This window comes from Micromonospora sp. ANENR4 (genome assembly GCF_015354395.1).
Lineage (GTDB): Bacteria > Actinomycetota > Actinomycetes > Mycobacteriales > Micromonosporaceae > Micromonospora > Micromonospora aurantiaca.
The window spans coordinates 645,202-667,181 of the sequence record NZ_JADKYQ010000001.1 but is presented as its reverse complement, the minus strand read 5'-3'; the positions used below and the strand labels follow the sequence as shown (position 1 = coordinate 667,181).

Below are 21,980 nucleotides of genomic sequence, written 5' to 3'. Positions count from 1 at the left end.
TCCCCCCGACGGGGGTCGTCCCTTTGCGTCCGCAGTGAGATCAGGGCGCGTACCCGGGGCCGGCGACCGCCTCGGCGATGCGGGTGAGCCAGTGCAGATCGTTGGCCCGGGACTCCGTACTGGCCGCCGGATCGAGGATGCTGCCCAGAAACGCCGCTACGTCGTCGAGGTGCCGCTCGCTGCGGTAGTAACGCAGCAGGACCGGGTCCGGCTCCAGCGGTCCGTAGCCCTCGCGGAAGAGTTCGGCCCGGCGCGCGTTGATCGGGTGGTCGCCGAAGTCGGTGCTGTAGACGAACATCAGGTCCCGCTCGCGCGGCGCGAGGATCGGCGCGTCCCAGTCCACGACGTGCAGCGGCCCGTCGCCGTCGGCGATGAGGTTGCCCGGATGGATGTCCGCGTGGCAGATGACGTGCTGCCCCGGCGCCACGCGCGACGCCAGGTCGTCGACGGTCTCCGCCAACCGGTGCAGCGCGGCGCCGTGCCGCGCCCAGAAGGCGCCCAGAACCTCGCTCGTCGCGGCCTGCCCGCCGAGGGTGCGCAACCGCTCGCCCGCGCTCGACCGGTACGTCTCGGCCGGCAGGACGGCGGCGACCTCCGCGCTCGGCGTGACCCGGTGCAGCCGGCCCAGGAACTCGCCGTACTCGATCCACTGGCGGTCGGTGAGGCCGCGCCCCCACAGGCTGCCGCCGTCGTGGAACGGGTAGAGCAGTAGCCGATAGTCCCCGAACCCGCGCCCGGCGCCATCGTCGGGAAGGTCCAGCGGCGCGACCACCTGCCGAAGGCCCTGCGCCCGGAGTAAGCCGGGCAGCAGGACGGCGGCCGGCGTGAAGTCACCCCGCCGCACCTTCAGGAAGTAGCGCCCGCCGTCGGACGTCTCCACCCGGTACGCCCACGCCTGCCCGTCGAGTCCGACCGGCATGAACACCAGGTCGACGACGTCCACCGGCCAGGCGGCGGCGACCTCGGCCGCCAGCGTCCGCTCGTCGATATCAGGCTTGTCGATCACCCGGCGGAGCGTCGCAGCCGCCGGTCGGGCCCGGCAAGGGAGTTACCGGATCACCGCGCGCAGCGTCCGCCGGTCCGGCTCGAAGCACACCAGGCCTCGGCCCCGCTCGTCGGTCACGACCCACGGATGACCGACGTACGTCTGCTGCCGGTAGGACTGCCCGGGGCGCAGAACCGCGTACTGCTGTCGACGGCCGTCGTAGTTGATCCAGTGGACCACGACTGTCGACTCCCGGGCGTTGACGAAGTCGATGAAGGTCGACGGACCACCGCCGTGCGAGCGCAGCCGCGACTCGCGTGAGGCCGGCAGCGGGGCCAGCTCCCCGGGCCCGACCATCGGCGGCTTCGGCCGGGGAGGCGTGGGCTTCGACGAGGTCGGCCGGCTGCCCGGGGTGGGGCGGCGGGTCGGTGCGGCGGTGCGGCTGGGCGCCACGGCACGGCTGGAGAACGACACCGACGGCGGCGCGTAGGACTCGGCGGGCGTCTCCGTCACCGACCCCGCCCTCGTCGGGGACGCCAGGATCGCCTGGCCTTCGAGCGGCGGCGGGAGGTCGGGGCGACGGGGTGTGGCGAAGACGCTGACGATGCTTGCCAGCACCACGACCACGAGTCCGATGGCGATGGCGGCGAGCAGCGTCGGCGACGGATCGCGGAGCCAGATCTCGTTGCCGGCCGCGGGGGCGGACCGTGAGTGGGGTCGTACCGAGGGGGGCGTGAGGGGGTGCGGTGAATCGGTCATGGCCTCGATTCCGCAAGCCGGTGCCGTTCATCGAGCGGCGAGGGGCCCCGATTATCCGTTATTGATCGTCCCCGTCGTCAATGGCCGGCGGGCCACTCGTTGTCTCCGTCTCCGGCGCATAGCAGATCAACCGGGCCACCGAGGTCTGTCCACAACGCCCTCCGTTGTCCACAGGGCACCGGTCCCGCCTCCTCCGCCCGGGCACGCTGCACCCGGCACGTCCGAGTTCGACTGATGGAGGCCGCCATGCCGCCCCGTACCCCGCTCCCGCCGTACCGTCGCCTGCCCCTGCTCGTCACCTCCGACGGCGACCTTCTCGACGAGCTGTTGCGACTCGCGGCGGCCGGCGGCACCGAGGTCGAGCTGGCGGCCGACCCGGCCGCCGCCCGGGCCCGCTGGGCGCCGGCGCCGCTGGTGCTCATCGGCGCCGACCAGGCGGCGGCCTGCCTGCGGGCGCGCCTGCCCCGCCGCGCCCGCACGGTCCTGGTCGGTCGCTCCGGAGAGCTCGATCCGGGTACGGAGTTGGCCGAACTCGTCGGCGCGGAGCACGTCGCGACGTTGCCGGCGGCCGAGCCCTGGCTGGTCGACCGGTTCGCCGAGTGCGTGGCCGGTCCGGCGGGCCCGGGTCAGGGCCGGGTGGTGGCCGTCCTCGGCGGCCGGGGCGGCGCCGGAGCCAGCGTGCTGGCAGGTGGGCTCGCCGTCAGCGCGGCCCGGTCCCGGCTCCGCACGCTGCTCGTCGACGCCGACCCGCTCGGCGGTGGTCTCGACCTGGTGCTCGGCTGGGAGCAGCTCGACGGGTTGCGCTGGCCCGAGCTGGCCGGCACGGACGGGCGGGTCGACCCGCCGTCGCTGATCCGTGCGCTGCCCAGCCGGGGTGACCTGGTGGTGCTCTCCTGGGACCGGGGCGACCTGCGGCACCTGCCGGCCGAGGCGATGGCCGCCACCGTCGACGCCGGCCGACGGGGGCGGGACCTGGTCGTGCTCGACCTGCCCCGGCACCTCGACGACGCGGCGGTGATCGCGCTCCAGGCCGCCGACCGGGCTCTGCTCGTCGTACCGGCCGAGCTGCGGGCGGCAGCCGCCGCGGCCCGGGTCGCCGCCGTCGCCGCGCCGCACTGCGTCGACCTGTCGGTCGTCGTGCGCGGTCCAGCGCCCGGACGGCTGCGCGCGGCCGAGGTGTCCCGGGCGCTGGGGCTGCCGCTCGCCGGCACGCTGAGACCCGAGCCCGGGCTGTGCCGTGGGCTGGAGCGGGGCGAGGCGCCGGGCGCGAGCGGGAAGGGGCCGCTCGCCGTGCTGTGCCAGCGGCTCGTGGACGAGATGGTCGGGCCGTCCGCAGCGGGTGCGGCGTGACCGCGCTCGCCGACCAGGGGGAACTGGCCGCGCGGGTCCGGCACCGGTTCGCCGCCGAGGCCACCCCGGTCACGCCCGCGGCGATCGTCTCCGCGGTACGCGCCGAACCGGCGACGGCGGTGCTCGGCGACACCACGCTGCTGCGGATCGCCGACCGGGTGCACGACGACCTGGTCGGCGCCGGTCCACTGGCACCGCTGCTCGCCGACCCGCAGGTCACCGACGTACTGGTGAACGGGGTGCGGGTCTGGGTCGACAGGGGACGGGGCCTTCAGCAGGTCGCCGTGCCGTTGGGCACGCTCGACGACGTACGCCGGTTGGCGCAGCGCCTCACCTCGGCGGCCGGTCGGCGGCTCGACGACGCCTCCCCGTACGCCGACGCGCGCCTGCCCGACGGCACCCGCCTGCACGCGGTGCTGCCTCCGGTGGCGACCGACGGGCCCTACCTGTCGCTTCGTACCTTCCGGCAGCGGCCGTTCACCCTTGACGAACTCGTCGAGCGGGGCACGGTGCCCCGGCCGGTCGCGCCACTGCTCGCCGCGCTCGTGGCGGCCCGCCTCGCGTACCTGGTCAGCGGCGGCACCGGATCCGGCAAGACGACGCTGCTGAACACGCTGCTCGGGCTGGTGCCCGGCACCGAGCGGATCGTGCTGGTGGAGGACGCCGCCGAGCTGCGTCCGGTGCACCCGCACGTGATCGGCCTGCAGGCGCGGACGGCGAACGTGGAGGGCGCCGGTGCCGTCGGGCTCGGTGACCTGGTCCGGCAGGCGCTGCGGATGCGGCCGGACCGGCTGGTGGTGGGCGAGTGCCGGGGCGCCGAGGTGGTCGACCTGCTGGCCGCGTTGAACACCGGCCACGACGGCGGGGCGGGGACGCTGCACGCGAACGCGCCGGCCGACGTTCCGGCCCGGCTGGAGGCGCTGGGGATGCTCGGCGGCCTGCCCCGGCTCGCGCTGCACGCCCAGGTCGCTGCCGCGTTGCAGGTCGTCCTGCAGCTCCGCCGCACCGGCGAGGGACGCGTCCTGGACTCCATCGGCCTGCTGCTGCCCGACGGGCCCGACCGGGTGGTGAGAGTGGTGCCGGCCTGGGTGCGAGGCAGAGGTCTCGGTCCGGCGGCGCGGGCGCTCGCCGACCTGGTGCGCGAGCGGGGAACGCCGGTGCCGCCGATGCTCCAGGCGGCGTGGCCCACCCCGGCGGAACCGTCGTGACCGGCCACCTCTGGCTTGCGGTGCTGCTCCTGGCCGCCGCGGCGGTGGCTGTCGCCTGGCCGGTGCGGGCCGGTCGCGCCCGGCGGCTGGCGGTCCTGGGCGAGGCGGGCACCCCGGCCGAGCGGGCGAAGGGCGCGCGTGCAGCACCGCCGGACCCGCCACGTCGGCCGCTCGACTCCGGGCCGAAGGCGTTCCCCCGTCCGCCCGGCCGGGGCCGGGATCGGCGTCGCCCCGGGCATCAGATACGGCGGTGGACCGAGCTCGTGCCGGTTCCGGTGCCACCCTCCGCGGCATCGTCTCCTGCTCCGGCGCTCTCCGCCGGACGTGTGCTGCCGGTGGCGGCGCTGTGTGGCGCCGTGGCCGGGGCGCTGCTCGGTGGCCCGGTGGCAGCCGTGGTGCTCGCCGCCTACGGGGTGCTCGGGGCCCGGGCGGTGCTGCGCCGGCGTACCCACCGGACGGCCGCCCTCGCGCACCGCCGCGACCTCGACCGGCTCGCCGCCGTCGCCGCCGACCTGCGGGCCGGGCTACCTGCCGACGGCGGTGTCGACGACGGCCCGGGACGCGTCGCGCGGCTGGCCCGAGCCGCCGGAAGGCTGGCTGACCGGACCGGCGCGCCGCTGGCCGATCTGCTGGAACGGATCGAGGCGGACGCCCGCGCCGCCGACCGGGGACTTGCCGCTGCCGCCGCCCAGGCCGCAGGGGCGCGGGCGACCGCCTGGCTGCTCGCCGCGTTGCCGCTCGGCGGGATCGGGCTCGGCTACGGCATCGGGGTGGATCCGGTGGCGGTGCTCCTGCACACGCCGGTGGGTGCGGGTAGCGCGGTGGCGGCGGTCGTGTTGCAGGTCGGCGGTTTGCTCTGGGCCGAGCGGCTCGGCGTCACGCCCGGGCGGGCCGCCTGATGTCGCGCCAGGTGCTGGCCGCCGTCTGCCTCGGCGGCGCCGCGTCGCTCCTAGTCGTCGCCGGTCCGGTCGTCCGCCCGGTACGGCGGCTGCGCCGGCTCGCCCCGGCACCGCCGCCGACTCGCCCGGCGTGGTGGCCGGATCGGGTACGCCTCGGCGCAGCGCTGGCCGGGATCGCCGTGGCCGTGGTCGTCGGCGGGGTGACGGGCGTGGTCCTCGGGCTGCTGGCCGGTGTCGCCGCAGACCGTCTGCTGCGCCGGATCGAGCCGCGCGCCGTCCGGGAACGGCGACTGCGGGAGACCGCCGACCTGCCGCTGGCCGCTGACCTACTGGCCGCCGCGCTGCGGGCGGGCGCGCCGGTCGACCGCTCGGTGCTGGCCGTCGCGGAGGCGCTCGGCGGGCCACTCGCGGACCGGCTCGGCCGGGTGGGCCGGACGGTCCGGCTCGGTGGCGGCCCCGGCGAGGCGTGGGCGCACCTGGACGGCGTCGCCGGTGCCGAACCCGTGGTCGCGGCGGCCGTCCGCTCGTCGAACAGCGGCGCCGCCCTGGCCCGCGCGCTGACCCGGCTGGCCGACGAACTGCGTGCCGAACGGTCGACCGCGGCCGAGGCGGCGGCCCGTCGCGCGGGTGTGCTCATCGTGCTGCCGCTCGGGCTGTGCTTCCTGCCCGCCTTCATTCTCGCCGGTCTGGTGCCGGTGATCGTCGCCGTTCTCGGCGACGTGCTGTGAACCATCGAGAAGGGACGTACGACATGCGCAAGCTCCTCACCCGCCTGCGAGGTGACGCGGGTATGAACACCGCCGAGTACGCGGTGGGCACTCTCGCGGCGGTCGCCTTCGCTGGGATCCTGCTGAAGGTGCTGACCTCCGGCAACGTGCAGTCCGCGCTGACCGCCGTCATCGACCGGGCCCTGAAGTGATCGGGCGCCGGCGGGCCGGCCGTGGTGGCCGGTCGGCCCACCCGCTCGACGTGCCGACCGAGCCCGCCCGGGACACCGTCGGCCGCCGGGCCGGGGCGCTGTGGCGCCGGTGGCGCTCGCGGATCGCGTGCGAGCGGGGTTCGTTCACCGCCGAGTTGGCGGCCGGCCTGCCGGCGCTCATGCTGCTCCTCGTCGCCGGGCTGACCGCGGTGAACGCGGTGGGTACCCGGGTCGCGTGCGTCGACGCGGCCCGGGAGGCGGCTCTCGCCGCGGCCCGGGGCGAGTCCGGCACGGTCGCCGGAACCCGCTACGCCCCGGGCGGCGCCGAAGTGGCCGTGACGGTGGCCGGTGATCGGGTCACCGCGGCGGTCCGGGCACCGGTCCGGACGTTCGGCACGCGGCTGCCCCGACTGGTCGTGTCGGCGGAGGCGGTGGCCGCCGTGGAACCCGGCGCGCCGGGCCCGGTGCCGTGAGTCCCAGCAGTGCCGGGGCCGACTCCTCGTTCCGCCGGCTCGCCGTGGAAGGGCCAGCCGACACGAGCAGGCTCAGAACGAGCAGGCTCAGAACGAGCGGGCCCGGGACGACCACATCCCGGGTGGACGGGACCGTGGGGAGCGGAGAGCGCGGGGAGCCCGTTGGTAGGGCGCCCTCGGCCGACCGGGGCGGGGCCACGGTCTGCCTGCTCGCGATCGGACTGGTGTTCGTGCTGGTCGGGGTGTTCGGCGCCGCGGTCGGGGCGGCGCGGTGCGCGCGGCATCAGGCCCGCAGCGCGGCGGACTTCGGTGCGCTGGCCGGTGCCGGTCGGGTACTCGACGGGGCGGACGCCGCCTGCGCTCGCGCGGCCGACCTGGTCTCGGCCAACGGCGGCCGGATGACCGGATGCCGGGCCGACGGACTGGACCTGATCGTCACGGCACGGGTACGCGTCGCGCCGCTGCCGGGACTGACCCGGGACGCCACCGCGACGTCCCGAGCCGGCCCGGCCCGCTCCTGACACGCGAAGACCGTGCCTGAGCCGCGAGCCGGGCCCGGCTCGGCGGGTGAGCCGTCGGGCCAGGTCAGCGGGACTGGAGGGCGTCCAGTCCGACCGACATGGCGATCACCAGCCGACGGTCGATCTGCGGGTGCTGGATCTCCACCGAGTACCGGTCCCGCAGGCCCCACTTCCGGTCGACCGAGAACACCGGCTGGCCGCCGGCCATGAAGTCGAAGTGGTACGGCAGCCAGGAGAGCGAGTCGACGAACCGGCGCAGCAGCGCCACCGGCAGGCTGCGCTCCTGCCCGGTGGCGGGCGGCAGGCCGGGCTGCTCGACGTGCCACGTCGAGCGCAACAGCGACTGGGCGAAGTCCTTGCGGAACAGCCCGATGGGGTTGCCCGCGTGATCGGTCACGTCGTAGGTGGCGCCGAGGTCGAGGCGCTGACGGGCCTTGAAGCCGAGAAGGGGGTACTGCTTGGAGTCATCGGTGTAGATGGTCACCTGCTCCTTGAAGGCGAGCCGCTTCTGCTGCGCGAACGCGAGCAGCCCGCCCTCGGAGCCGTCGGGCGCGACCGAGTGCACCTCGTACTGGTTGACCATCATCCGGAGCCGCTGACGGATGATGAACCGGTGCTGGGCCTGCAGGTTGTCGGGCGACATGGGATCTCCTTCGAGGGGTCGCCGGAGTCTTGCACAGCAGACCGACCACCGCTCACCCGATCGCACCCACACACCCCGACGCCGGCACACCGGGCGAGGCGCAAGGTCAGCGAGGTCAACGACCGCCGTCGACCGTGGCCTTCATCGCCCAGCTGTTCAGCACCTGGTGGATGCCGCGCAGGCGCTCGTTGATCTGCTCCAGCCGTTCCGCCTGGGCGAGCGTGGCCATCGCGGTGCCCAGCGCTATCTGCTGGTCGGGCGTGAGGTTCTCCTGGTCGATGGTGTAGAGCAGCTCGACGGTCTCGGCGATCGTGTCGGCCACGGCGGCACCTCCGGCGGGACGGGTCTCGGGTCACCTGTGCGCTACCGGAAATGATGCATGGAAGCGCTCCCATACATCAATGCCCCGACGGCCCTACCCTCATGCACCCGTCCCACCAACCAGACACCTGGGCACCCGCGGAGCCGCACGGCCCAGCTTGATCGACACCAGTTCGGGGAAGTGGCGGGGTCCAGCACCTGTCGATACCGCAACCTCCCCGAAGTGGCGGCGGGCAGCCCCAATCGGCCTGGTGCGGTCAGGCGGGTGGGGCACCGGCCGCCTGAGCTGGGCGGGCCGCCCGGTCGTCCTGCCGGGGCAACACCTCGCCGCGCTCCGGGCCGCCCGAGTCCGGGCCGGCCACCGCCTCCGGGCCGGCCACCGCCTCCGGGCCGGCCACCGCCTCCGGGCCGGCCACCGCCTCCGGGCCGGCCACCGCCGCCTCGCCGCCGGCCGTGGCGAGGTTGGTCAGCACCACGTCGAGGACCTTCACCGCCTCCGCCTTGGCCAGCGGGTTGTTGCCGTTGCCGCACTTCGGGGACTGGACGCAGGACGGGCACCCGGTCTCGCACCCGCACTCGGCGATCGCGTCCCGGGTGGCGCGCAGCCAGGCGGCGGCGGTGGCGTACGCCCGCTCGGCGAAACCCGCGCCGCCGGGGTGACCGTCGTAGACGAAGACGGTGGGCGCCTCGGTGTCCGGGTGCAGCGCGGTGGACAGCCCGCCGATGTCCCACCTGTCGCACGTCGCCATCAGCGGCAACAGACCGATGGCGGCGTGCTCGGCGGCGTGCAGCGCGCCCGGCACGTCCGCCGCCTCGACACCGGCGGCGGTCAGCGACTCGGGGGAGAGCGTGAACCACACCGCCACGGTGCGCAGCTCCCGGGCGGGCAGGTCCAGCGGGCGCGTGTCGATCACCTCGCCGGTGGCGATGCGCCGCCGCTGGTACGACACCACCTGGCTGGTCACGTCCACCTCGCCGAGGAACAGGCCGACCGGGCCGGCGTCCACGTACGAGCGGACCGACACCACGGACAGCGAGGTCACGTCGCGGGCGTGGGTGGACCAGTCCGGCTCCTCGGCGTGCACCAGCGCGCACCCGTCGGCCAGGTCGAGCGAGTCGACCACGTACGAGACGCCCTGGTGCAGGTAGACCGCGCCGGTGTGCAGCAGGAAGTGCGCCGACCCGCCGTCGACGGTGCCGAGCAGCCGTCCGGTGGACTCCTCCACCACGCACACCGGGGCGCCGCCCTCGCCTCGCAGGTCGACCTCGGGGCGTTCCCGGTGCCGCCAGTACCAGCCGGTGGGCCGCTGCCGCAGCGCCCCCGCCTCGACCAGCGAGTCCACCGCCTCCTTCGCGCCCTCACCGAACAGGTCCAGGTCGGCCGGGGTGAGCGGGGACTCGTGGGCGGCGCAGGCGAGTTGCGGCGCGAGCACGTACGGGTTGGCCGGGTCGAGCACCGTCGCCTCGACCGGCCGCCCGAACAGTGCCTCCGGGTGGTGCACCAGGTAGGTGTCGAGCGGGTCGTCCCGCGCCACCAGCACGGCGAGCGCCTCGTCGCCGGAGCGCCCGGCCCGCCCGGCCTGCTGCCACAGCGACGCGCGGGTGCCGGGCCAGCCGCAGATCAGCACCGCGTCCAGCCCGACCAGGTCGACGCCGAGTTCGAGCGCGTTCGTGGAGGCGAGCCCGAGCAGGTCGCCGTGCAGCAGCGCCCGTTCCAGCTCGCGGCGCTCCTCGCGCAGGTAGCCGGCCCGGTAGGCGGCCACCCGGTCGCCCAGCCCGGGCACCGCCTCGTCGAGCGACCGCCGGGCGTTCGCGGCGACCACCTCGGCGCCCCGGCGGGACCGTACGAACGCGAGCGTGCGTACCCCCTCGACCACGCTGTCGGCGAGCAGGTCGGCGGTCTCCCGCAGCGCCGAGCGCCGGACCTGGACGAGGTCGGCGTCGACTGACGAGTCGGTGGGCGGCAGCAGCGGCGGCTCCCAGAGCGCGAACGTCACCCCGCCGCGCGGCGACGTGTCCTCCGTGACGGCGGTGACGGGCAGGCCGGTGAGCCGCCCGGCCGCCGTCGCCGGGTCACCCGAGGTCGCCGAGGCCAGGAGAAACACGGGGGTACGCCCGAAGCGCGCGCACTGCCGCCGCAACCGCCGCAGTACGTGCGCGACGTGTGAGCCGAAGACCCCCCGGTAGGTGTGGCACTCGTCGACCACCACGTACGCGAGCCGGCGCAGGAACCCGGACCAGTGGGCGTGCCCGGGCAGGATGCCGTGGTGCAGCATGTCCGGGTTGGTCAGCACGAACCGGGAGTGCCGGCGGATCCACTCCCGCTCGGCGCGCGGCGTGTCCCCGTCGTAGGTGGCGGGGCGTACCCCGTCGAGTTCGAGACCGGCGACGGCGCGGAGCTGGTCGGCGGCGAGCGCCTTGGTCGGCGCCAGGTAGAGGACCGTGGCGCGCGGGTCGGCGAGCAGCGTGCTCAGCGCGGGAAGCTGGTACGCCAGGGACTTGCCGGACGCCGTGCCGGTGGCGACCACCACGTGCCGGCCCGCGTACGCCAACTCGGCGGCCTCGGCCTGGTGCCGCCACGGGGCGGTGACGCCGCGCCGCGCGAACGCCGCCCGCAGTTCCTCCGGCGCCCAGCCGGGCCACCCGACCGGCTCGCCGGCGCGGGCCGGGACGCGTTCGACGTGGGTGACCGGGTCGGTGCTGTGACGCAGCCGCAACCGGCGCAGCAGCTCGCCCGGCGCACGCCGCGGGCCGGGGCTGTGGTCGGTCACGTCCTGCACTCTCGCACTGGTGTTCGGAATTGGGAACCGCAGGGTGGGGGTATGGGGAGGGCGTGGCCGGTGACCCGAGAGGGCCGCACGGGGGGATGGTTAGATGCCCAGGAGAGTTTACCGAGGAGGGACCGATGGAGCTGTCGCTGGCGACCCGCGCCGTGGGGGAGCACACGGTGCTCGAGGTCGGTGGTGAGGTGGATGTCTACACCGCCCCCCGCCTGCGGGAACGGCTCCTGGAGTTGATCGACGGCGGGGCCCGCCACGTGGTGGTCGACCTCGGCCGGGTGGACTTCCTCGACTCGACCGGGCTCGGTGTGCTCGTCGGCGCGCTCAAGCGGCTGCGCTCGGCCGGTGGCTCGTTCGCGCTGGTCTGCGACAAGGAGCCGCTGCTCAAGATCTTCCGGATCACCGCCCTGGACCAGGTCTTCCCGCTGCATCCGACGGTCGACGCGGCCATCGCCGCCGACTCCACCGGCGCGTGATGGCGACCGTCAAGCTGTCCTTCTCTCCGGCCCCGGTGCACGTGCGCACCGCCCGCCTGGTCGGCGTCGCGGTGGCCCGGCGGGCCGGCGTACGCGAGGACCTGCTGGACGAGGTGCGCCTGGCCATCGGTGAGGCGTGCACCCGGGCGGTGGCGCTGCACCGGCAGTACGGCCTGGCCGACCCGGTGTACGTGGAGATGTCCGACGGTGGCGGCTACACGGTCCGGGTGGTGGACCGGGCCCCGATCGAGGCGGGTCTCGGCCTGGCCGCGCTCGGCCCGGACGAGCTGGCCAAGGAGTCGCTCAGCGAGGACGCGCTCACCACCGGCGTGGGCTTCGCGCTGCTCGCCGGTTTCGTGGAGGACCTCCAGGTCCGCCCGGTCGACGACGGCGTCGGCACCGAGGTACGGATGTCCTGGCCGGCCGGCCGCGCCTGACCGATTCGCACACGCAGGCCGCGTTCCCCGCGAGGGGGGCGCGGCCTCGTCGTATTGGCCGCGCCATATATCAGATTTCTTCGCATAACACAGTTACGAAGATCATCGAGACACGGTGCCCCCTCGGTGTGACCTCCGCCACGCCGGAGGGCTACAGTACGCGGGTTGTCAGCAAGTGATCCCATCCCGTAGCCAGCGGGAACGGGAGTTCATCGCTGGTCCGCCGGGGTGGGTTGGCGCGCGCTTGCGAGTCCGCATCCAGGCGTCGGCCCGTGCGTCTCCACAGGTCGGCGCGAGTTGTTCGGTACAGGAGGACATAGATGTCCGGGACCTTGGCCGCCGACGGCGGCGCACTGTCCCTTACCGGAGCCAACGTGACGTACGTCGTCATCGCCGCGGTCATCGCGCTGGTGGCGCTCGTCTTCGCGGCCGCCCTCACCAGGGCGGTCCTGGCGGCCGGTAAGGGAACCACAAACATGCAGGAGATCTCCGGCGCGGTGCAGGAGGGCGCGTCGGCGTACCTGCTGCGGCAGTTCCGCACACTGGCGATCTTCGTGGTGATCGCCGTCGTGCTGCTCTTCCTGCTGCCGGTGCACGACACCGACGGCAACGAAACGCTGGTGAAGGTCGGCCGCTCGGCGTTCTTCGTGGTGGGTGCGCTGTTCAGCGCGTTCATCGGCGGCGCCGGCATGTGGCTGGCCACCCGCGCCAACCTGCGGGTGGCGGCGGCCGCGCGGGAGCGGGAAGGCGGGCGCGAGGGCGCCATGAAGATCGCCTTCCGCACCGGCGGCGTGGTCGGCTTCCTCACCGTCGGCCTCGGCCTGTTCGGTGCGGCGCTGGTCGTGCTGATCTTCCGGGGTGACGCCCCGACCGTGCTGGAGGGCTTCGGCTTCGGTGCCGCGCTGCTCGCCATGTTCATGCGGGTCGGCGGCGGCATCTTCACCAAGGCCGCCGATGTCGGCGCCGACCTGGTCGGCAAGGTCGAGCAGGGCATCCCCGAGGACGACCCGCGCAACGCCGCCACCATCGCCGACAACGTGGGCGACAACGTCGGCGACTGCGCCGGCATGGCCGCCGACCTGTTCGAGTCGTACGCGGTCACGCTCGTCGCGGCGCTGATCCTCGGCCGGGCCGCGTTCGGCGAGACCGGCCTGGTCTTCCCGCTGATCATCTCCACCATCGGCGTACTGGTCGCGATCGTCGGCGTGTTCATCACCCGGCTGCGTGCCAGCGACCGCAACGGCCTGACCGCCATCAACCGGGCCTTCTACCTGTCCGCGCTGATCGCCGCGGTGCTCGTCGCGATCGCCGCGTTCGCGTACCTGCCCGCGACGTTCGCCGAGCTGGAGGGCGGGCTGACCGACGTCGACCGCAACCCGCGGCTGGTGGCGATCGGCGCGGTCGTGATCGGTATCGTGCTGGCCGCCGCGATCCAGGCGCTGACCGGGTACTTCACCGAGACCAACCGGCGCCCGGTGCAGGACATCGGCAAGAGCTCGCAGACCGGCGCGGCCACCGTCATCCTCGCCGGCATCAGCGTCGGCCTGGAGTCGGCCGTCTACTCGGCGCTGCTGATCGGCGCCGGCGTCTTCGGCGCATTCCTGCTCGGCGGCAGCTCGATCACGCTGTCGCTGTTCGCGGTAGCGCTGGCCGGCACCGGCCTGCTCACCACCGTCGGCGTCATCGTCGCGATGGACACGTTCGGCCCGATCTCCGACAACGCGCAGGGCGTAGCCGAGATGTCCGGCGACATCGACGAGCACGGCGCGCGGACGCTCACCGAGCTGGACGCCGTCGGCAACACCACGAAGGCGATCACCAAGGGCATCGCGATCGCCACCGCGGTGCTGGCCGCGACCGCGCTGTTCGGCTCGTACACCGACACGCTGCGCTCGGCCTACGAGGACGCGGGCGTGGGCGACGTCGGCACCGAGATTCTCAACTCGCTCAACGTGTCCAACCCGCGCAACCTGGTCGGCCTGATCATCGGCGCGGCGGTGGTCTTCCTCTTCTCCGGCCTGGCCATCAACGCGGTCTCCCGCTCGGCCGGCGCCGTGGTGATGGAGGTACGCCGCCAGTTCCGCGAGCTGCCCGGCATCATGGACCGCACTCAGCGGCCCGAGTACGGCAAGGTCGTGGACATCTGCACCCGGGACGCGCAGCGCGAGCTGATGACCCCCGGCCTGCTGGCCATCCTGGCCCCGATCGCTGTCGGCTTCGGCCTCGGCCCGGGCGCGCTGGCCGCGTACCTGGCCGGCGCGATCGGCGCGGGCACGCTGATGGCGGTGTTCCTGGCCAACTCCGGTGGAGCCTGGGACAACGGCAAGAAGCTGGTGGAGGACGGCGCGTACGGCGGCAAGGGCTCGGACGCACACGCCGCCACCGTCATCGGCGACACCGTCGGCGACCCGTTCAAGGACACCGCCGGCCCGGCGATCAACCCGCTGATCAAGGTGATGAACCTGGTCTCGCTGCTGATCGCCCCGGCCGTGGTGGCCTGGAGCGTGGGCGACGACCAGAACAACCCGCTGCGCATCACGATCGCCGTGGTGGCCGCGCTGATCATCGCGGCCGCCGTGGTGTTCAGCAAGCGCAAGGGTGTGGCGATGACCGACGAGGACAGCGGCGCCGGCACGCCCGACCAGCGTCCGGAGACGGTGAACGCCTGATCGCACGCGACGGTTCCCGGCCGGCCACGGCCGGCCGGGAACCCCGTACCCGGCAAACCTGACCGGTGGCGGTTCCGCCCGGAGGTCGTACGCTGCTTCGCATGCGTACGCGCCGGGCGGCAACCGCCGGAAAGCTCACGGTGGTCCTGGCCACGCTGGTCCTCGTGCTCACCGGGTGCGGTGGCGGTCCCAGCCCTCGGGTCTGGGCCGCGTCGGTGTGCCAGGCGCTCACCCCGTGGCGCGCGGAGATCTCCAAGCTGACCAGCAGCACGCAGCAGCAGATGACCGCGCAGACCACCCCTGCGCAGGCCAAGGAGAACCTGGTCCGGCTCTTCGCCGGCGCCGAGCAGGCCAGCGAGACGGCCCGGCGCAAGGTCGAGGAGGCGGGCGTACCAGAGGTCGAACGCGGCGCCGAGGTGTCCGCCGGATTCCTCGGGTCGCTGAGCAAGATGCGCGACGCGTACGGCCGGGCCCGGGGCGCCATCGACCGGCTCGACACCGCCCAGGCCGGGCCGTTCTACGACGGCGTGCGCGCCGCCGTGGACACGCTCAACAAGGAGTACGACGCGAGTGCGCTGGACACCAGCAAGCTCAACTCGACCGAGCTGAAAGAGGCCTTCGACGAGGTCCCGGAGTGTCGCTGACCCCTCCCACCCCGAACCCCGCCCGCCAGCCCTCACTGTTCTCCACCGAGGCGGCCGATCCGGCCCTGGCGGATCTCGCCGGCCTGCTCGCCGGGCCGGGTGAGGTGGGGCGGATGGGCGGCACGGCCCGGATCTCCGTGGTGGTCGACGCCGCCTGGCGGGTGCACGTGCTGGTGGCCGAGCTGGGTGCCCGGGGCGTGCCGGCGAGCTGGGAGCCGACCGAGGACGGGCGGCACCGGGTGCGCACCGCGTACACGAGCATGCTGGCGCCGCTCGCGCGGGCCTGGCTGCGCGGTGGTGTGAAACGGCCGCCGGCCCGCTTCCACCTGGACGGACGGCGGCTGCGGCTCTGGGCGGCCGCGGCCGGCACGGCCGAGCCGGCCGGGTTCCGGCTGCGGCTCGGACCGGCCGACGAGCCGTCCTGGCCGGTGGTCCGCGCCGCGCTGGCGGCGGTCGGCCTGCCGGCCGCGTTCGTGGAGCCGGACGACGGCGGACCCGCGTTCCGGATCGGCGGGCGGCGCATGTCACGGCTCGCCGAACTGGTGGGGGAACGGCCGGCCACGGCGCCGGCGGCCGAGTGGCCGGGCTCGCCCGGCTGACCGCCGGGTGTCCGAAGCCGGACACCCGGCGACGGCTGCGCCGGGTGTACGCGATCGTCACAGTGACCCGCCTGTCGCCCTACCCACGGTGTACCGTGACGCCGTCCGGCAGGGTGCGGCCGGCGGTCGCCGGGAGGGCGGCCCGTTTGCCGCCCACGAAACCCGGAACGCGGACGGCGCGTTACGTTGGACATCCGGACCGCCTCTGGTCCGGGTGGCGCAACACGGCCCGAAGCGGGCATGGCGTAGGAGTGAGGTCGGGGAGAGACGTGCCGAGCAACGCTGGAACCACCCGTCTGGTCATCGTCGAGTCACCGGCGAAGGCCAAGACGATCTCGGGCTACCTCGGCCCGGGGTACGTCGTGGAGGCCAGCTTCGGCCACGTCCGGGACCTGCCCCGCAACGCCGCCGACGTCCCGGCGAAGTACAAGGGCGAGCCGTGGGCGCGCCTCGGCGTCGACGTCGACAACGGCTTCCACGCCCTCTACGTGGTGTCGCCCGACCGTAAGCAGCAGATCAGCAAGCTGGTGAAGCTGGCCAAGGAGGTCGACGAGATCTTCCTGGCGACGGATGAGGACCGCGAGGGCGAGGCCATCGCCTGGCACCTGGTGGAGACGCTCAAGCCCAAGGTGCCGGTCAAGCGGATGGTCTTCCACGAGATCACCAAGCCGGCCATCCAGGCCGCCGTGGCGAACCCCCGGGAGATCGACCGCGACCTGGTCGACGCCCAGGAGGCGCGGCGCATCCTCGACCGCCTCTACGGCTACGAGGTCTCGCCGGTGCTGTGGAAGAAGGTCATGCCGAAGCTGTCGGCGGGCCGGGTGCAGTCCGTGGCGACGCGGATCGTGGTCGAGCGGGAGCGCCAGCGGATGGCGTTCCGCACCGCTGAATACTGGGACATCCTGGCCACGCTCGCGGTGGCGAAGCCGGGCGAGGGCCCGCGCACGTTCAACGCCACGCTGGTCGCGCTGAACGGTGACCGGATCGCCACCGGCAAGGACTTCGAGCCGACCACGGGTCGTGTCCGGGCCGGTGCGGGTGTCGTCCACCTCGACGAGGGCGGGGCCCGGGGGCTGGCCGCGCGCCTGGCCGACCGGCCGTTCACCGTCACCCGGGTCGAGGAGAAGCCCTACCGCCGCCGCCCGTACGCGCCGTTCATCACCTCCACGCTCCAGCAGGAGGCGGCCCGCAAGCTGCGGTTCTCGTCGCAGCAGACGATGCGCACCGCGCAGCGCCTGTACGAGAACGGCTACATCACCTACATGCGTACCGACTCGGTGAACCTGTCCGAGACGGCCATCGCGGCCGCCCGTCGGCAGATCGTCGAGCTGTACGGCGAGCGCAGCGTGCCGCCGGAGCCGCGCCGCTATACCGGCAAGGTGAAGAACGCGCAGGAGGCGCACGAGGCGATCCGCCCGGCCGGAGACAACTTCCGCACCCCCGGCGAGGTGGCCAAGGAGCTGTCCGCCGAGGAGTTCAAGCTCTACGAGCTGATCTGGCGGCGCACCATCGCCTCGCAGATGACCGACGCGGTCGGCTCCAGCGTGTCGGTGCGCATCCGCGCCGTCTCCTCCGCCCAGGAGGAGGCCGACTTCGGCGCGACCGGCAAGACCATCACCGACCCGGGCTTCCTGCGTGCGTACGTCGAGTCCAGCGACGACGAGAACGCCGAGGCCGAGGACGCCGAGCGGCGGCTGCCCACGCTGGTCAAGGACCAGCCGCTGACCGCCGACGAGCTGGCTGCGCAGGGCCACCACACCCAGCCGCCCGCCCGCTACACCGAGGCGTCGCTGGTCAAGGCCCTCGAAGAGCTGGGCATCGGCCGGCCCTCCACGTACGCGTCGATCATGCAGACGATCCAGGACCGCGGGTACGTGGTGAAGCGCGGTCAGGCCATGATCCCGTCGTTCCTGGCGTTCGCGGTGATCGGGTTGATGGAGCGGCACTACCCGCGCCTGATCGACTACGACTTCACCGCCAGCATGGAGAACGAGCTGGACGAGATCGCCGGTGGTGACCATGCCGCCGTCGACTTCCTCACCTCCTTCTACTTCGGCAGCACAAACGGCACCGGCGACCAGGCCATCGCGCACGCCGGTGGCCTGAAGAAGCTGGTCACCGAGAACCTCAGCGAGATCGACGCGCGCAGCGTCAACTCCATCCCGCTGTTCACCGACGACGAGGGCCGCGAGGTCGTCGTCCGGGTCGGCCGGTACGGGCCGTACCTGCAGCGGGCGCTGCCCGGCTCGGCCTCGGGCCCGGCCTCGGCCGCGGGTGAGGGTGAGGGCGAGGAGAGCGGCTCGCAGGGCGACCGGGCGCCGATCCCGGAGGGCCTGGCGCCGGACGAACTGACCCCGGAGAAGGTGCACGAGCTGTTCCTGGGCGGCGGCGGTGAGCGCAAGCTCGGCGACGACCCGTCAACCGGCGAGCCGATCCTGCTCAAGTCCGGCCGGTTCGGCCCGTACGTGGCCAGCGGCGAGCGCAAGTCGTCGCTGCTGCGCTCGCAGACGCCGGACAGCCTCACCCTGGAGCAGGCGTTGCAGCTGCTGCGCCTGCCCCGGCTGATCGGCGTGGCCCCGGACGGTGCCGAGGTCGTCGCCAACAACGGCCGCTACGGCCCGTACGTCAAGCGCGGTGACGAGTTCCGCTCGCTGGACTCGGAAGACAAGATGTTCACCGTCACGCTGGACGAGGCGCTGGCGTTGCTGGCCGCCCCGAAGACGCGTCAGCGCCGGGCCGCCGCGCCGCCGCTGCGGGAGATGGGCAACGACCCGCTCACCGAGAAGCCGCTGGTGATCAAGGACGGGCGCTTCGGGCCGTACGTCACGGACGGCGAGTTCAACGCGTCGCTGCGGCGCGGGCAGACGCCGGAGGAGCTGACGCTGGAGCAGGCGTCGGAGATGCTGGCCGAGAAGCGCGCCAAGGGCCCGGCGCCGAAGAAGAAGGCCGCGAAGAAGGCCGCCCCGGCGAAGAAGGCGGCGGCTGCGAAGAAGACCACGGCGGCCAAGAAGACGACGGCCGCGAAGAAGACGACGGCCAAGAAGGCCGCCCCCAAGAAGGCGACCTCAACCCCGAACGAGTGATCTTGGTACGGAGGCGCCCCTGGAAGGGCGGGTCCGTACCAAGATCTCAGCCGGGCCAGCCTGAGGATCGCAGGGCGGCGCGCAACTGGGTCACGACGCGGGTCGGGTCGTTGCGGACGGCCCACGCGGGGAAGCGCAGGACCCGGTCACCGGTGGCCCAGACGTCGTTCTGCCGCTGCATGTCCGCCCAGGCGGTCTTCGGGTCGAGGTGCTGCCCACCGTCGATCTCGACGTGCACCCGCCACCGCTCGAACCAGACGTCCAGGTAGCGCCGCCGCCCGGTGGCGTCACGCCGGACGACCTGGAGGGACGGTTCGGGTAACCCGGCCCGCCGGACGAGATCGAGGAAGTCGATTTCGGCGAGGGAGTGAGCGCCGCCGGCCGCGTCCGTGGCGGTCGCCAGGATCAGCCGGCGCCGACGTGCGCGAGGGAGCCGCTCCAGCACCCGATGCAGGTCGTCGCCCCAGACCAGGCGTTGCTGGAAGCCTGCCGCGATGACAGCCCGTGCCTCCTCGTCGGTCGCCGCCCACTGTGCCGCGTCGACGAGCGAGCGGGCCGGCATGGTCCGGCGGGGCTTGCCGACGTCCAGCACGTCCTCCGGCGGCAGTGCGGTGGTGCGATGGATCCGCACACCCGGTGGCAGGGTTCGCGTCTGATGCCGGGCCGGCAGCAGCAGATGCACCAGCCGGCTCTCGTAGCGCCGCAGGCCCCATGCCTGGGCCGCGGTGAGTCCACCCAGCGTCGCTGCCGGTCCCGCCGCGAGCACCGCCACCCAACGCCACTCTTTCGGACCCACCGGCCCGTTGTGGGTGACGTAGACGCGCCGGTGCGCCTGCCGCCAGCGCCCGCTGCCCAGCCGGTGCCGGATCGCCTTCTCGGACAGGAACCGTCGAGCCTGCGTCGCTTCGAGCACCCGTTCCTGATGGAACAGCAACCAGCTCAACTCGTCCGCGTCATCCCCCGGCATCTCCACACATGAATCTCACCCGCTGTCCCGTCGTCCCTGCTGCCCCTGTGGACAGCCGCCGAGATCTTGGTACGGGAACGCCCCTCCAGGGGCGCCCTCGTACCAAGATCTTCAGCTGCCCAGGACCTGGGACAAGTACGGGTTCTGGAAGATGCGGGACGGGTCCAGGCGGGTGCGGACGGACTGGAAGTCCGCGAACCTCGGGTAGGCGGTGGCCAGCGACTCCGCGTCTCGCCAGTGCAGCTTGCCCCAGTGCGGCCGGCCGCCCAACTCCGCCGCCACCTCCTCGAACGCGCGGAAGTACGGCTCGTACGGCATGCCCACGTACTGGTGCACGGCGATGTACGCCGAGTCCCGCCCGTACGAGTGGGACAGCCAGATGTCGTCGGCGGCGGTGAACCGGACCTCGACCGGGAACAGCACCTTGAACGGCAACCGGTCCACGATCCGGCGCAACTCCGCCAGCGCGGTGGGCAGCGCCTCGCGTGGCAGGCCGTACTCCATCTCCACGAAGCGGACCCGGCGCGGCGTGCAGAACACCCGGTCGGAGCGGCCGGTGTAGGTGCGTTCGGTGAGCGCGCGTGCGGAGACGGCGCTGATCGTGGGTGCGAGGGCGGGCACGGCGCGGCCGAGGCGGCAGGCCCCGGCGAAGACGGTGTTGGAGAGGAACTCGTCGTCCAGCCAGCCGCGCCAGCCGGGCAGTGGCTGGTCGTCGGCGGGTACCCGGTCGTTGGTCTTGACCTGCACCCGGTCGGTGTACGGGAACCAGTAGAACTCGGCATGGTCGTGCGCGTCGTAGAGGCCGGGCAGGTCGTCGAGCACCTCGGCGAGCGGGGCCGGGCGTTCGTGTGCGCGCAGCACGAAGGCGTCCACGCAGCGCAGCGTGACCTCGACCAGCACGCCGACCGCGCCGAGCCCGACCCGGGCGGCGTCGAACACGTCACGGTTCTCCTCGGCCGAGCAGCGCAGCACCTCGCCGGTGCCGGTGACGAGCGTCAGCCCGACCACGAAGGTGGACAGGCAGCCCAGTTTCGCCCCGGTGCCGTGGGTGCCGGTGGAGAGCGCACCGGCAATGGTCTGGGCGTCGATGTCGCCCAGGTTCGGCATGGCGAGGCCGTGCCCGGCGAGCAGTTCGTTGAGCGTGTGCAACGTCATCCCGGCCGGTACGGTGACCAGGCGGCGCGCCACATCGACTTCGACGTCCGTCTCCAGCGCGGCGAGGTCGATCCGGTGCCCGTCGGCGACGGCGGTGGCGGTGAAGGAGTGGCCGCTGCCGGTGGCCCGGATGGTCCGGCCCGCCGCCGCGGCCTGGCGCACCGCCTCGGCTACGTCGGAGACGCTGTGCGGGCGCACGGTGAGGAGCGCGGTGCTGTGCTGGTTGCCGGCCCAGTTGGACCAGGTGGCGGTGGTACCGGTCATCGCGGCCACTCCTCGACATGAATATGAACTGAATTCATATCAGGAACGTTGTGCCTGGTAAATACCGCAATCGAGCCCGGCTCGTTGTACCGGTAGTCACAGACTCGTGACGTGCAGATATGTTCATCCGTCGAAGGGGGGTGGCGCCGAGTGTCCACACCAGCCGCCACGACCGGGCCGCTGCGTCGGGTACCGGTGCAGGGTCGAAGTGTCGCGCGGGTCCAGCGGATGCTGGACGCCTGCGCCGAGCTCGTCGACGAGGTGGGGTACGAAGGGCTGACCACGACCCTGCTCGCCGAGCGTGCCGAGGTGGCGATCGGGTCGGTCTACCAGTTCTTCCCGGACAAACGGGCGATCGTGCAGGCGCTGACGCTGCGCACCATGGAGTCCTACCTCCAGCGGCTCGACGAGCGGTTCTCCTCGGACGACCTGACCCACTGGTGGGACGGCGTCGACGCGGCGATCGACGAGTACATCTCGATGCACCGCACCGTCCCCGGCTTCCGTACCCTGCACTTCGGCGACGTGGTCGACCTGCACCTGCTGGACGACCAGCGGGACAACAACGGGGTCATCGCGGAGCAGCTCGCCCGCGTCCTCACCGAGCGTTTCGGCCTGGCCGGGGTGCCCGACCTGCGGTTCCACCTGGAGGTCGCGGTGGAGGCCGCTGATGCCCTGATCAAGCTGGCCTTCCGCCGCCGCACCGACGGCGACGAGCGGGTGCTGGTCGAGGCGAAGGCGCTCATCCGGGAGTACCTGCATCGGCAGGTGAACGCCCCCACGGAGGCCGCCCACCAGGGCTGAGCGGCACGCCGAGCGGCGGGTTCC

General features: G+C 73.4%; 21 protein-coding genes. 14 read left to right on the top strand and 7 right to left on the bottom strand.

All coding sequences use genetic code 11. The features are described from left to right. Positions 1 to 40: 40 nt before the first annotated feature. Both IRY44_RS03250 and IRY44_RS03245 read right to left on the bottom strand, forming a co-directional pair. Positions 41 to 1,006 (bottom strand): aminoglycoside phosphotransferase family protein, encoded by a 966-nt coding sequence (locus tag IRY44_RS03250; RefSeq protein WP_194798949.1) that lies wholly within the window; start codon positions 1,004 to 1,006, stop codon positions 41 to 43. Positions 1,007 to 1,048: 42 nt separating this feature from the next. Continuing rightward, a complete protein-coding gene (locus IRY44_RS03245; RefSeq protein WP_194798948.1) occupies positions 1,049 to 1,744 on the bottom strand; it encodes a hypothetical protein in 696 nt (231 codons plus the stop codon). 246 nt (positions 1,745 to 1,990) lie between these two features. Here IRY44_RS03245 and ssd point away from each other — a divergent pair, with 246 nt between their 5' ends. The 7 genes from ssd (at position 1,991) to IRY44_RS03210 (ending at position 7,114) form a co-directional block, all read left to right on the top strand. Next, complete coding sequence (gene ssd, locus IRY44_RS03240) at positions 1,991 to 3,094, top strand: septum site-determining protein Ssd (protein WP_194798947.1); 1,104 nt, start codon at positions 1,991 to 1,993, stop codon at positions 3,092 to 3,094. Then, entirely contained in the window at positions 3,091 to 4,302 is a 1,212-nt protein-coding gene (locus tag IRY44_RS03235; protein ID WP_194798946.1) for a TadA family conjugal transfer-associated ATPase, read from the top strand. The genes ssd and IRY44_RS03235 overlap by 4 nt, the downstream gene beginning before the upstream one ends. Further along, entirely contained in the window at positions 4,299 to 5,201 is a 903-nt protein-coding gene (locus tag IRY44_RS03230; RefSeq protein WP_194798945.1) for a hypothetical protein, read from the top strand. Before IRY44_RS03235 ends, IRY44_RS03230 begins: the two co-directional genes overlap by 4 nt. Beyond that, positions 5,201 to 5,929 (top strand): type II secretion system F family protein, encoded by a 729-nt coding sequence (locus IRY44_RS03225; RefSeq protein ID WP_194798944.1) that lies wholly within the window; start codon positions 5,201 to 5,203, stop codon positions 5,927 to 5,929. Before IRY44_RS03230 ends, IRY44_RS03225 begins: the two co-directional genes overlap by 1 nt. A 23-nt stretch (positions 5,930 to 5,952) precedes the next feature. Further along, positions 5,953 to 6,120 carry a DUF4244 domain-containing protein gene (locus IRY44_RS03220; protein ID WP_013283643.1) on the top strand — a complete coding sequence of 56 codons (168 nt, stop codon included), beginning with the start codon at positions 5,953 to 5,955 and terminating at the stop codon, positions 6,118 to 6,120. Between the two features lie 50 nt (positions 6,121 to 6,170). Then, on the top strand, positions 6,171 to 6,593 hold the full coding sequence (locus tag IRY44_RS03215) for a TadE family type IV pilus minor pilin (RefSeq protein ID WP_370584828.1): 423 nt from the start codon (positions 6,171 to 6,173) through the stop codon (positions 6,591 to 6,593). A 134-nt stretch (positions 6,594 to 6,727) separates the two neighbouring features. Continuing rightward, on the top strand, positions 6,728 to 7,114 hold the full coding sequence (locus tag IRY44_RS03210; protein WP_194798943.1) for an Rv3654c family TadE-like protein: 387 nt from the start codon (positions 6,728 to 6,730) through the stop codon (positions 7,112 to 7,114). Positions 7,115 to 7,178: 64 nt separating this feature from the next. Here IRY44_RS03210 and IRY44_RS03205 read toward each other — a convergent pair whose 3' ends face one another. The 3 genes from IRY44_RS03205 to IRY44_RS03195 form a co-directional block, all read right to left on the bottom strand. Beyond that, complete coding sequence (locus tag IRY44_RS03205) at positions 7,179 to 7,757, bottom strand: hypothetical protein (RefSeq protein WP_194798942.1); 579 nt, start codon at positions 7,755 to 7,757, stop codon at positions 7,179 to 7,181. Positions 7,758 to 7,872: 115 nt separating this feature from the next. After that, positions 7,873 to 8,079, bottom strand: a complete 207-nt coding sequence (locus IRY44_RS03200) for a hypothetical protein (RefSeq protein WP_013283647.1) — start codon at positions 8,077 to 8,079, stop codon at positions 7,873 to 7,875. A 256-nt stretch (positions 8,080 to 8,335) separates the two neighbouring features. Continuing rightward, the gene (locus IRY44_RS03195) at positions 8,336 to 10,891 is read right to left on the bottom strand and encodes a DEAD/DEAH box helicase (protein ID WP_228531430.1); all 2,556 of its coding nucleotides are present in this window, start codon (positions 10,889 to 10,891) and stop codon (positions 8,336 to 8,338) included. A 92-nt stretch (positions 10,892 to 10,983) separates the two neighbouring features. Between IRY44_RS03195 and IRY44_RS03190 the strand changes: the two genes are divergently transcribed. The 6 genes from IRY44_RS03190 to topA all read left to right on the top strand — a co-directional run bounded on the left by IRY44_RS03190 (position 10,984) and on the right by topA (position 18,766). Then, positions 10,984 to 11,334 (top strand): STAS domain-containing protein, encoded by a 351-nt coding sequence (locus IRY44_RS03190; RefSeq protein WP_013283649.1) that lies wholly within the window; start codon positions 10,984 to 10,986, stop codon positions 11,332 to 11,334. Then, a complete protein-coding gene (locus IRY44_RS03185; protein ID WP_013283650.1) occupies positions 11,334 to 11,771 on the top strand; it encodes an ATP-binding protein in 438 nt (145 codons plus the stop codon). Before IRY44_RS03190 ends, IRY44_RS03185 begins: the two co-directional genes overlap by 1 nt. A gap of 320 nt (positions 11,772 to 12,091) precedes the next feature. After that, on the top strand, positions 12,092 to 14,440 hold the full coding sequence (locus IRY44_RS03180; RefSeq protein ID WP_194798940.1) for a sodium-translocating pyrophosphatase: 2,349 nt from the start codon (positions 12,092 to 12,094) through the stop codon (positions 14,438 to 14,440). A 101-nt stretch (positions 14,441 to 14,541) separates the two neighbouring features. Beyond that, a complete protein-coding gene (locus IRY44_RS03175; RefSeq protein WP_194798939.1) occupies positions 14,542 to 15,084 on the top strand; it encodes a hypothetical protein in 543 nt (180 codons plus the stop codon). After that, positions 15,075 to 15,683 carry a hypothetical protein gene (locus tag IRY44_RS03170; protein WP_194798938.1) on the top strand — a complete coding sequence of 203 codons (609 nt, stop codon included), beginning with the start codon at positions 15,075 to 15,077 and terminating at the stop codon, positions 15,681 to 15,683. The genes IRY44_RS03175 and IRY44_RS03170 overlap by 10 nt, the downstream gene beginning before the upstream one ends. 269 nt (positions 15,684 to 15,952) lie before the next feature. Further along, positions 15,953 to 18,766, top strand: a complete 2,814-nt coding sequence (gene topA, locus IRY44_RS03165) for a type I DNA topoisomerase (RefSeq protein ID WP_194798937.1) — start codon at positions 15,953 to 15,955, stop codon at positions 18,764 to 18,766. Positions 18,767 to 18,812: 46 nt separating this feature from the next. Here the strand turns inward: topA and IRY44_RS03160 are convergent, their stop codons facing one another. Together IRY44_RS03160 and IRY44_RS03155 are read right to left on the bottom strand one after the other, a co-directional pair. Then, positions 18,813 to 19,733 carry a DUF559 domain-containing protein gene (locus IRY44_RS03160; protein WP_194798936.1) on the bottom strand — a complete coding sequence of 307 codons (921 nt, stop codon included), beginning with the start codon at positions 19,731 to 19,733 and terminating at the stop codon, positions 18,813 to 18,815. Between the two features lie 111 nt (positions 19,734 to 19,844). Then, a complete protein-coding gene (locus tag IRY44_RS03155) occupies positions 19,845 to 21,161 on the bottom strand; it encodes a D-arabinono-1,4-lactone oxidase (protein ID WP_194798935.1) in 1,317 nt (438 codons plus the stop codon). A gap of 219 nt (positions 21,162 to 21,380) precedes the next feature. Between IRY44_RS03155 and IRY44_RS03150 the strand changes: the two genes are divergently transcribed. Next, complete coding sequence (locus IRY44_RS03150) at positions 21,381 to 21,956, top strand: TetR family transcriptional regulator (protein WP_047893935.1); 576 nt, start codon at positions 21,381 to 21,383, stop codon at positions 21,954 to 21,956. Positions 21,957 to 21,980 lie beyond the last annotated feature (24 nt).

Bases quoted from the DNA above. Each gene is read 5' to 3' on its own strand.
- IRY44_RS03245 (WP_194798948.1), bottom strand. From the start codon at position 1,744: ATGACCGATTCACCGCACCCCCTCACGCCCCCCTCGGTACGACCCCAC.
- ssd (WP_194798947.1), top strand. From the start codon at position 1,991: ATGCCGCCCCGTACCCCGCTCCCGCCGTACCGTCGCCTGCCCCTGCTC.
- IRY44_RS03225 (WP_194798944.1), top strand. From the start codon at position 5,201: ATGTCGCGCCAGGTGCTGGCCGCCGTCTGCCTCGGCGGCGCCGCGTCG.
- IRY44_RS03220 (WP_013283643.1), top strand. From the start codon at position 5,953: ATGCGCAAGCTCCTCACCCGCCTGCGAGGTGACGCGGGTATGAACACC.
- IRY44_RS03205 (WP_194798942.1), bottom strand. From the start codon at position 7,757: ATGTCGCCCGACAACCTGCAGGCCCAGCACCGGTTCATCATCCGTCAG.
- IRY44_RS03190 (WP_013283649.1), top strand. From the start codon at position 10,984: ATGGAGCTGTCGCTGGCGACCCGCGCCGTGGGGGAGCACACGGTGCTC.
- IRY44_RS03185 (WP_013283650.1), top strand. From the start codon at position 11,334: ATGGCGACCGTCAAGCTGTCCTTCTCTCCGGCCCCGGTGCACGTGCGC.
- IRY44_RS03180 (WP_194798940.1), top strand. From the start codon at position 12,092: ATGTCCGGGACCTTGGCCGCCGACGGCGGCGCACTGTCCCTTACCGGA.
- IRY44_RS03175 (WP_194798939.1), top strand. From the start codon at position 14,542: ATGCGTACGCGCCGGGCGGCAACCGCCGGAAAGCTCACGGTGGTCCTG.
- IRY44_RS03160 (WP_194798936.1), bottom strand. From the start codon at position 19,733: ATGCCGGGGGATGACGCGGACGAGTTGAGCTGGTTGCTGTTCCATCAG.
- IRY44_RS03150 (WP_047893935.1), top strand. From the start codon at position 21,381: ATGCTGGACGCCTGCGCCGAGCTCGTCGACGAGGTGGGGTACGAAGGG.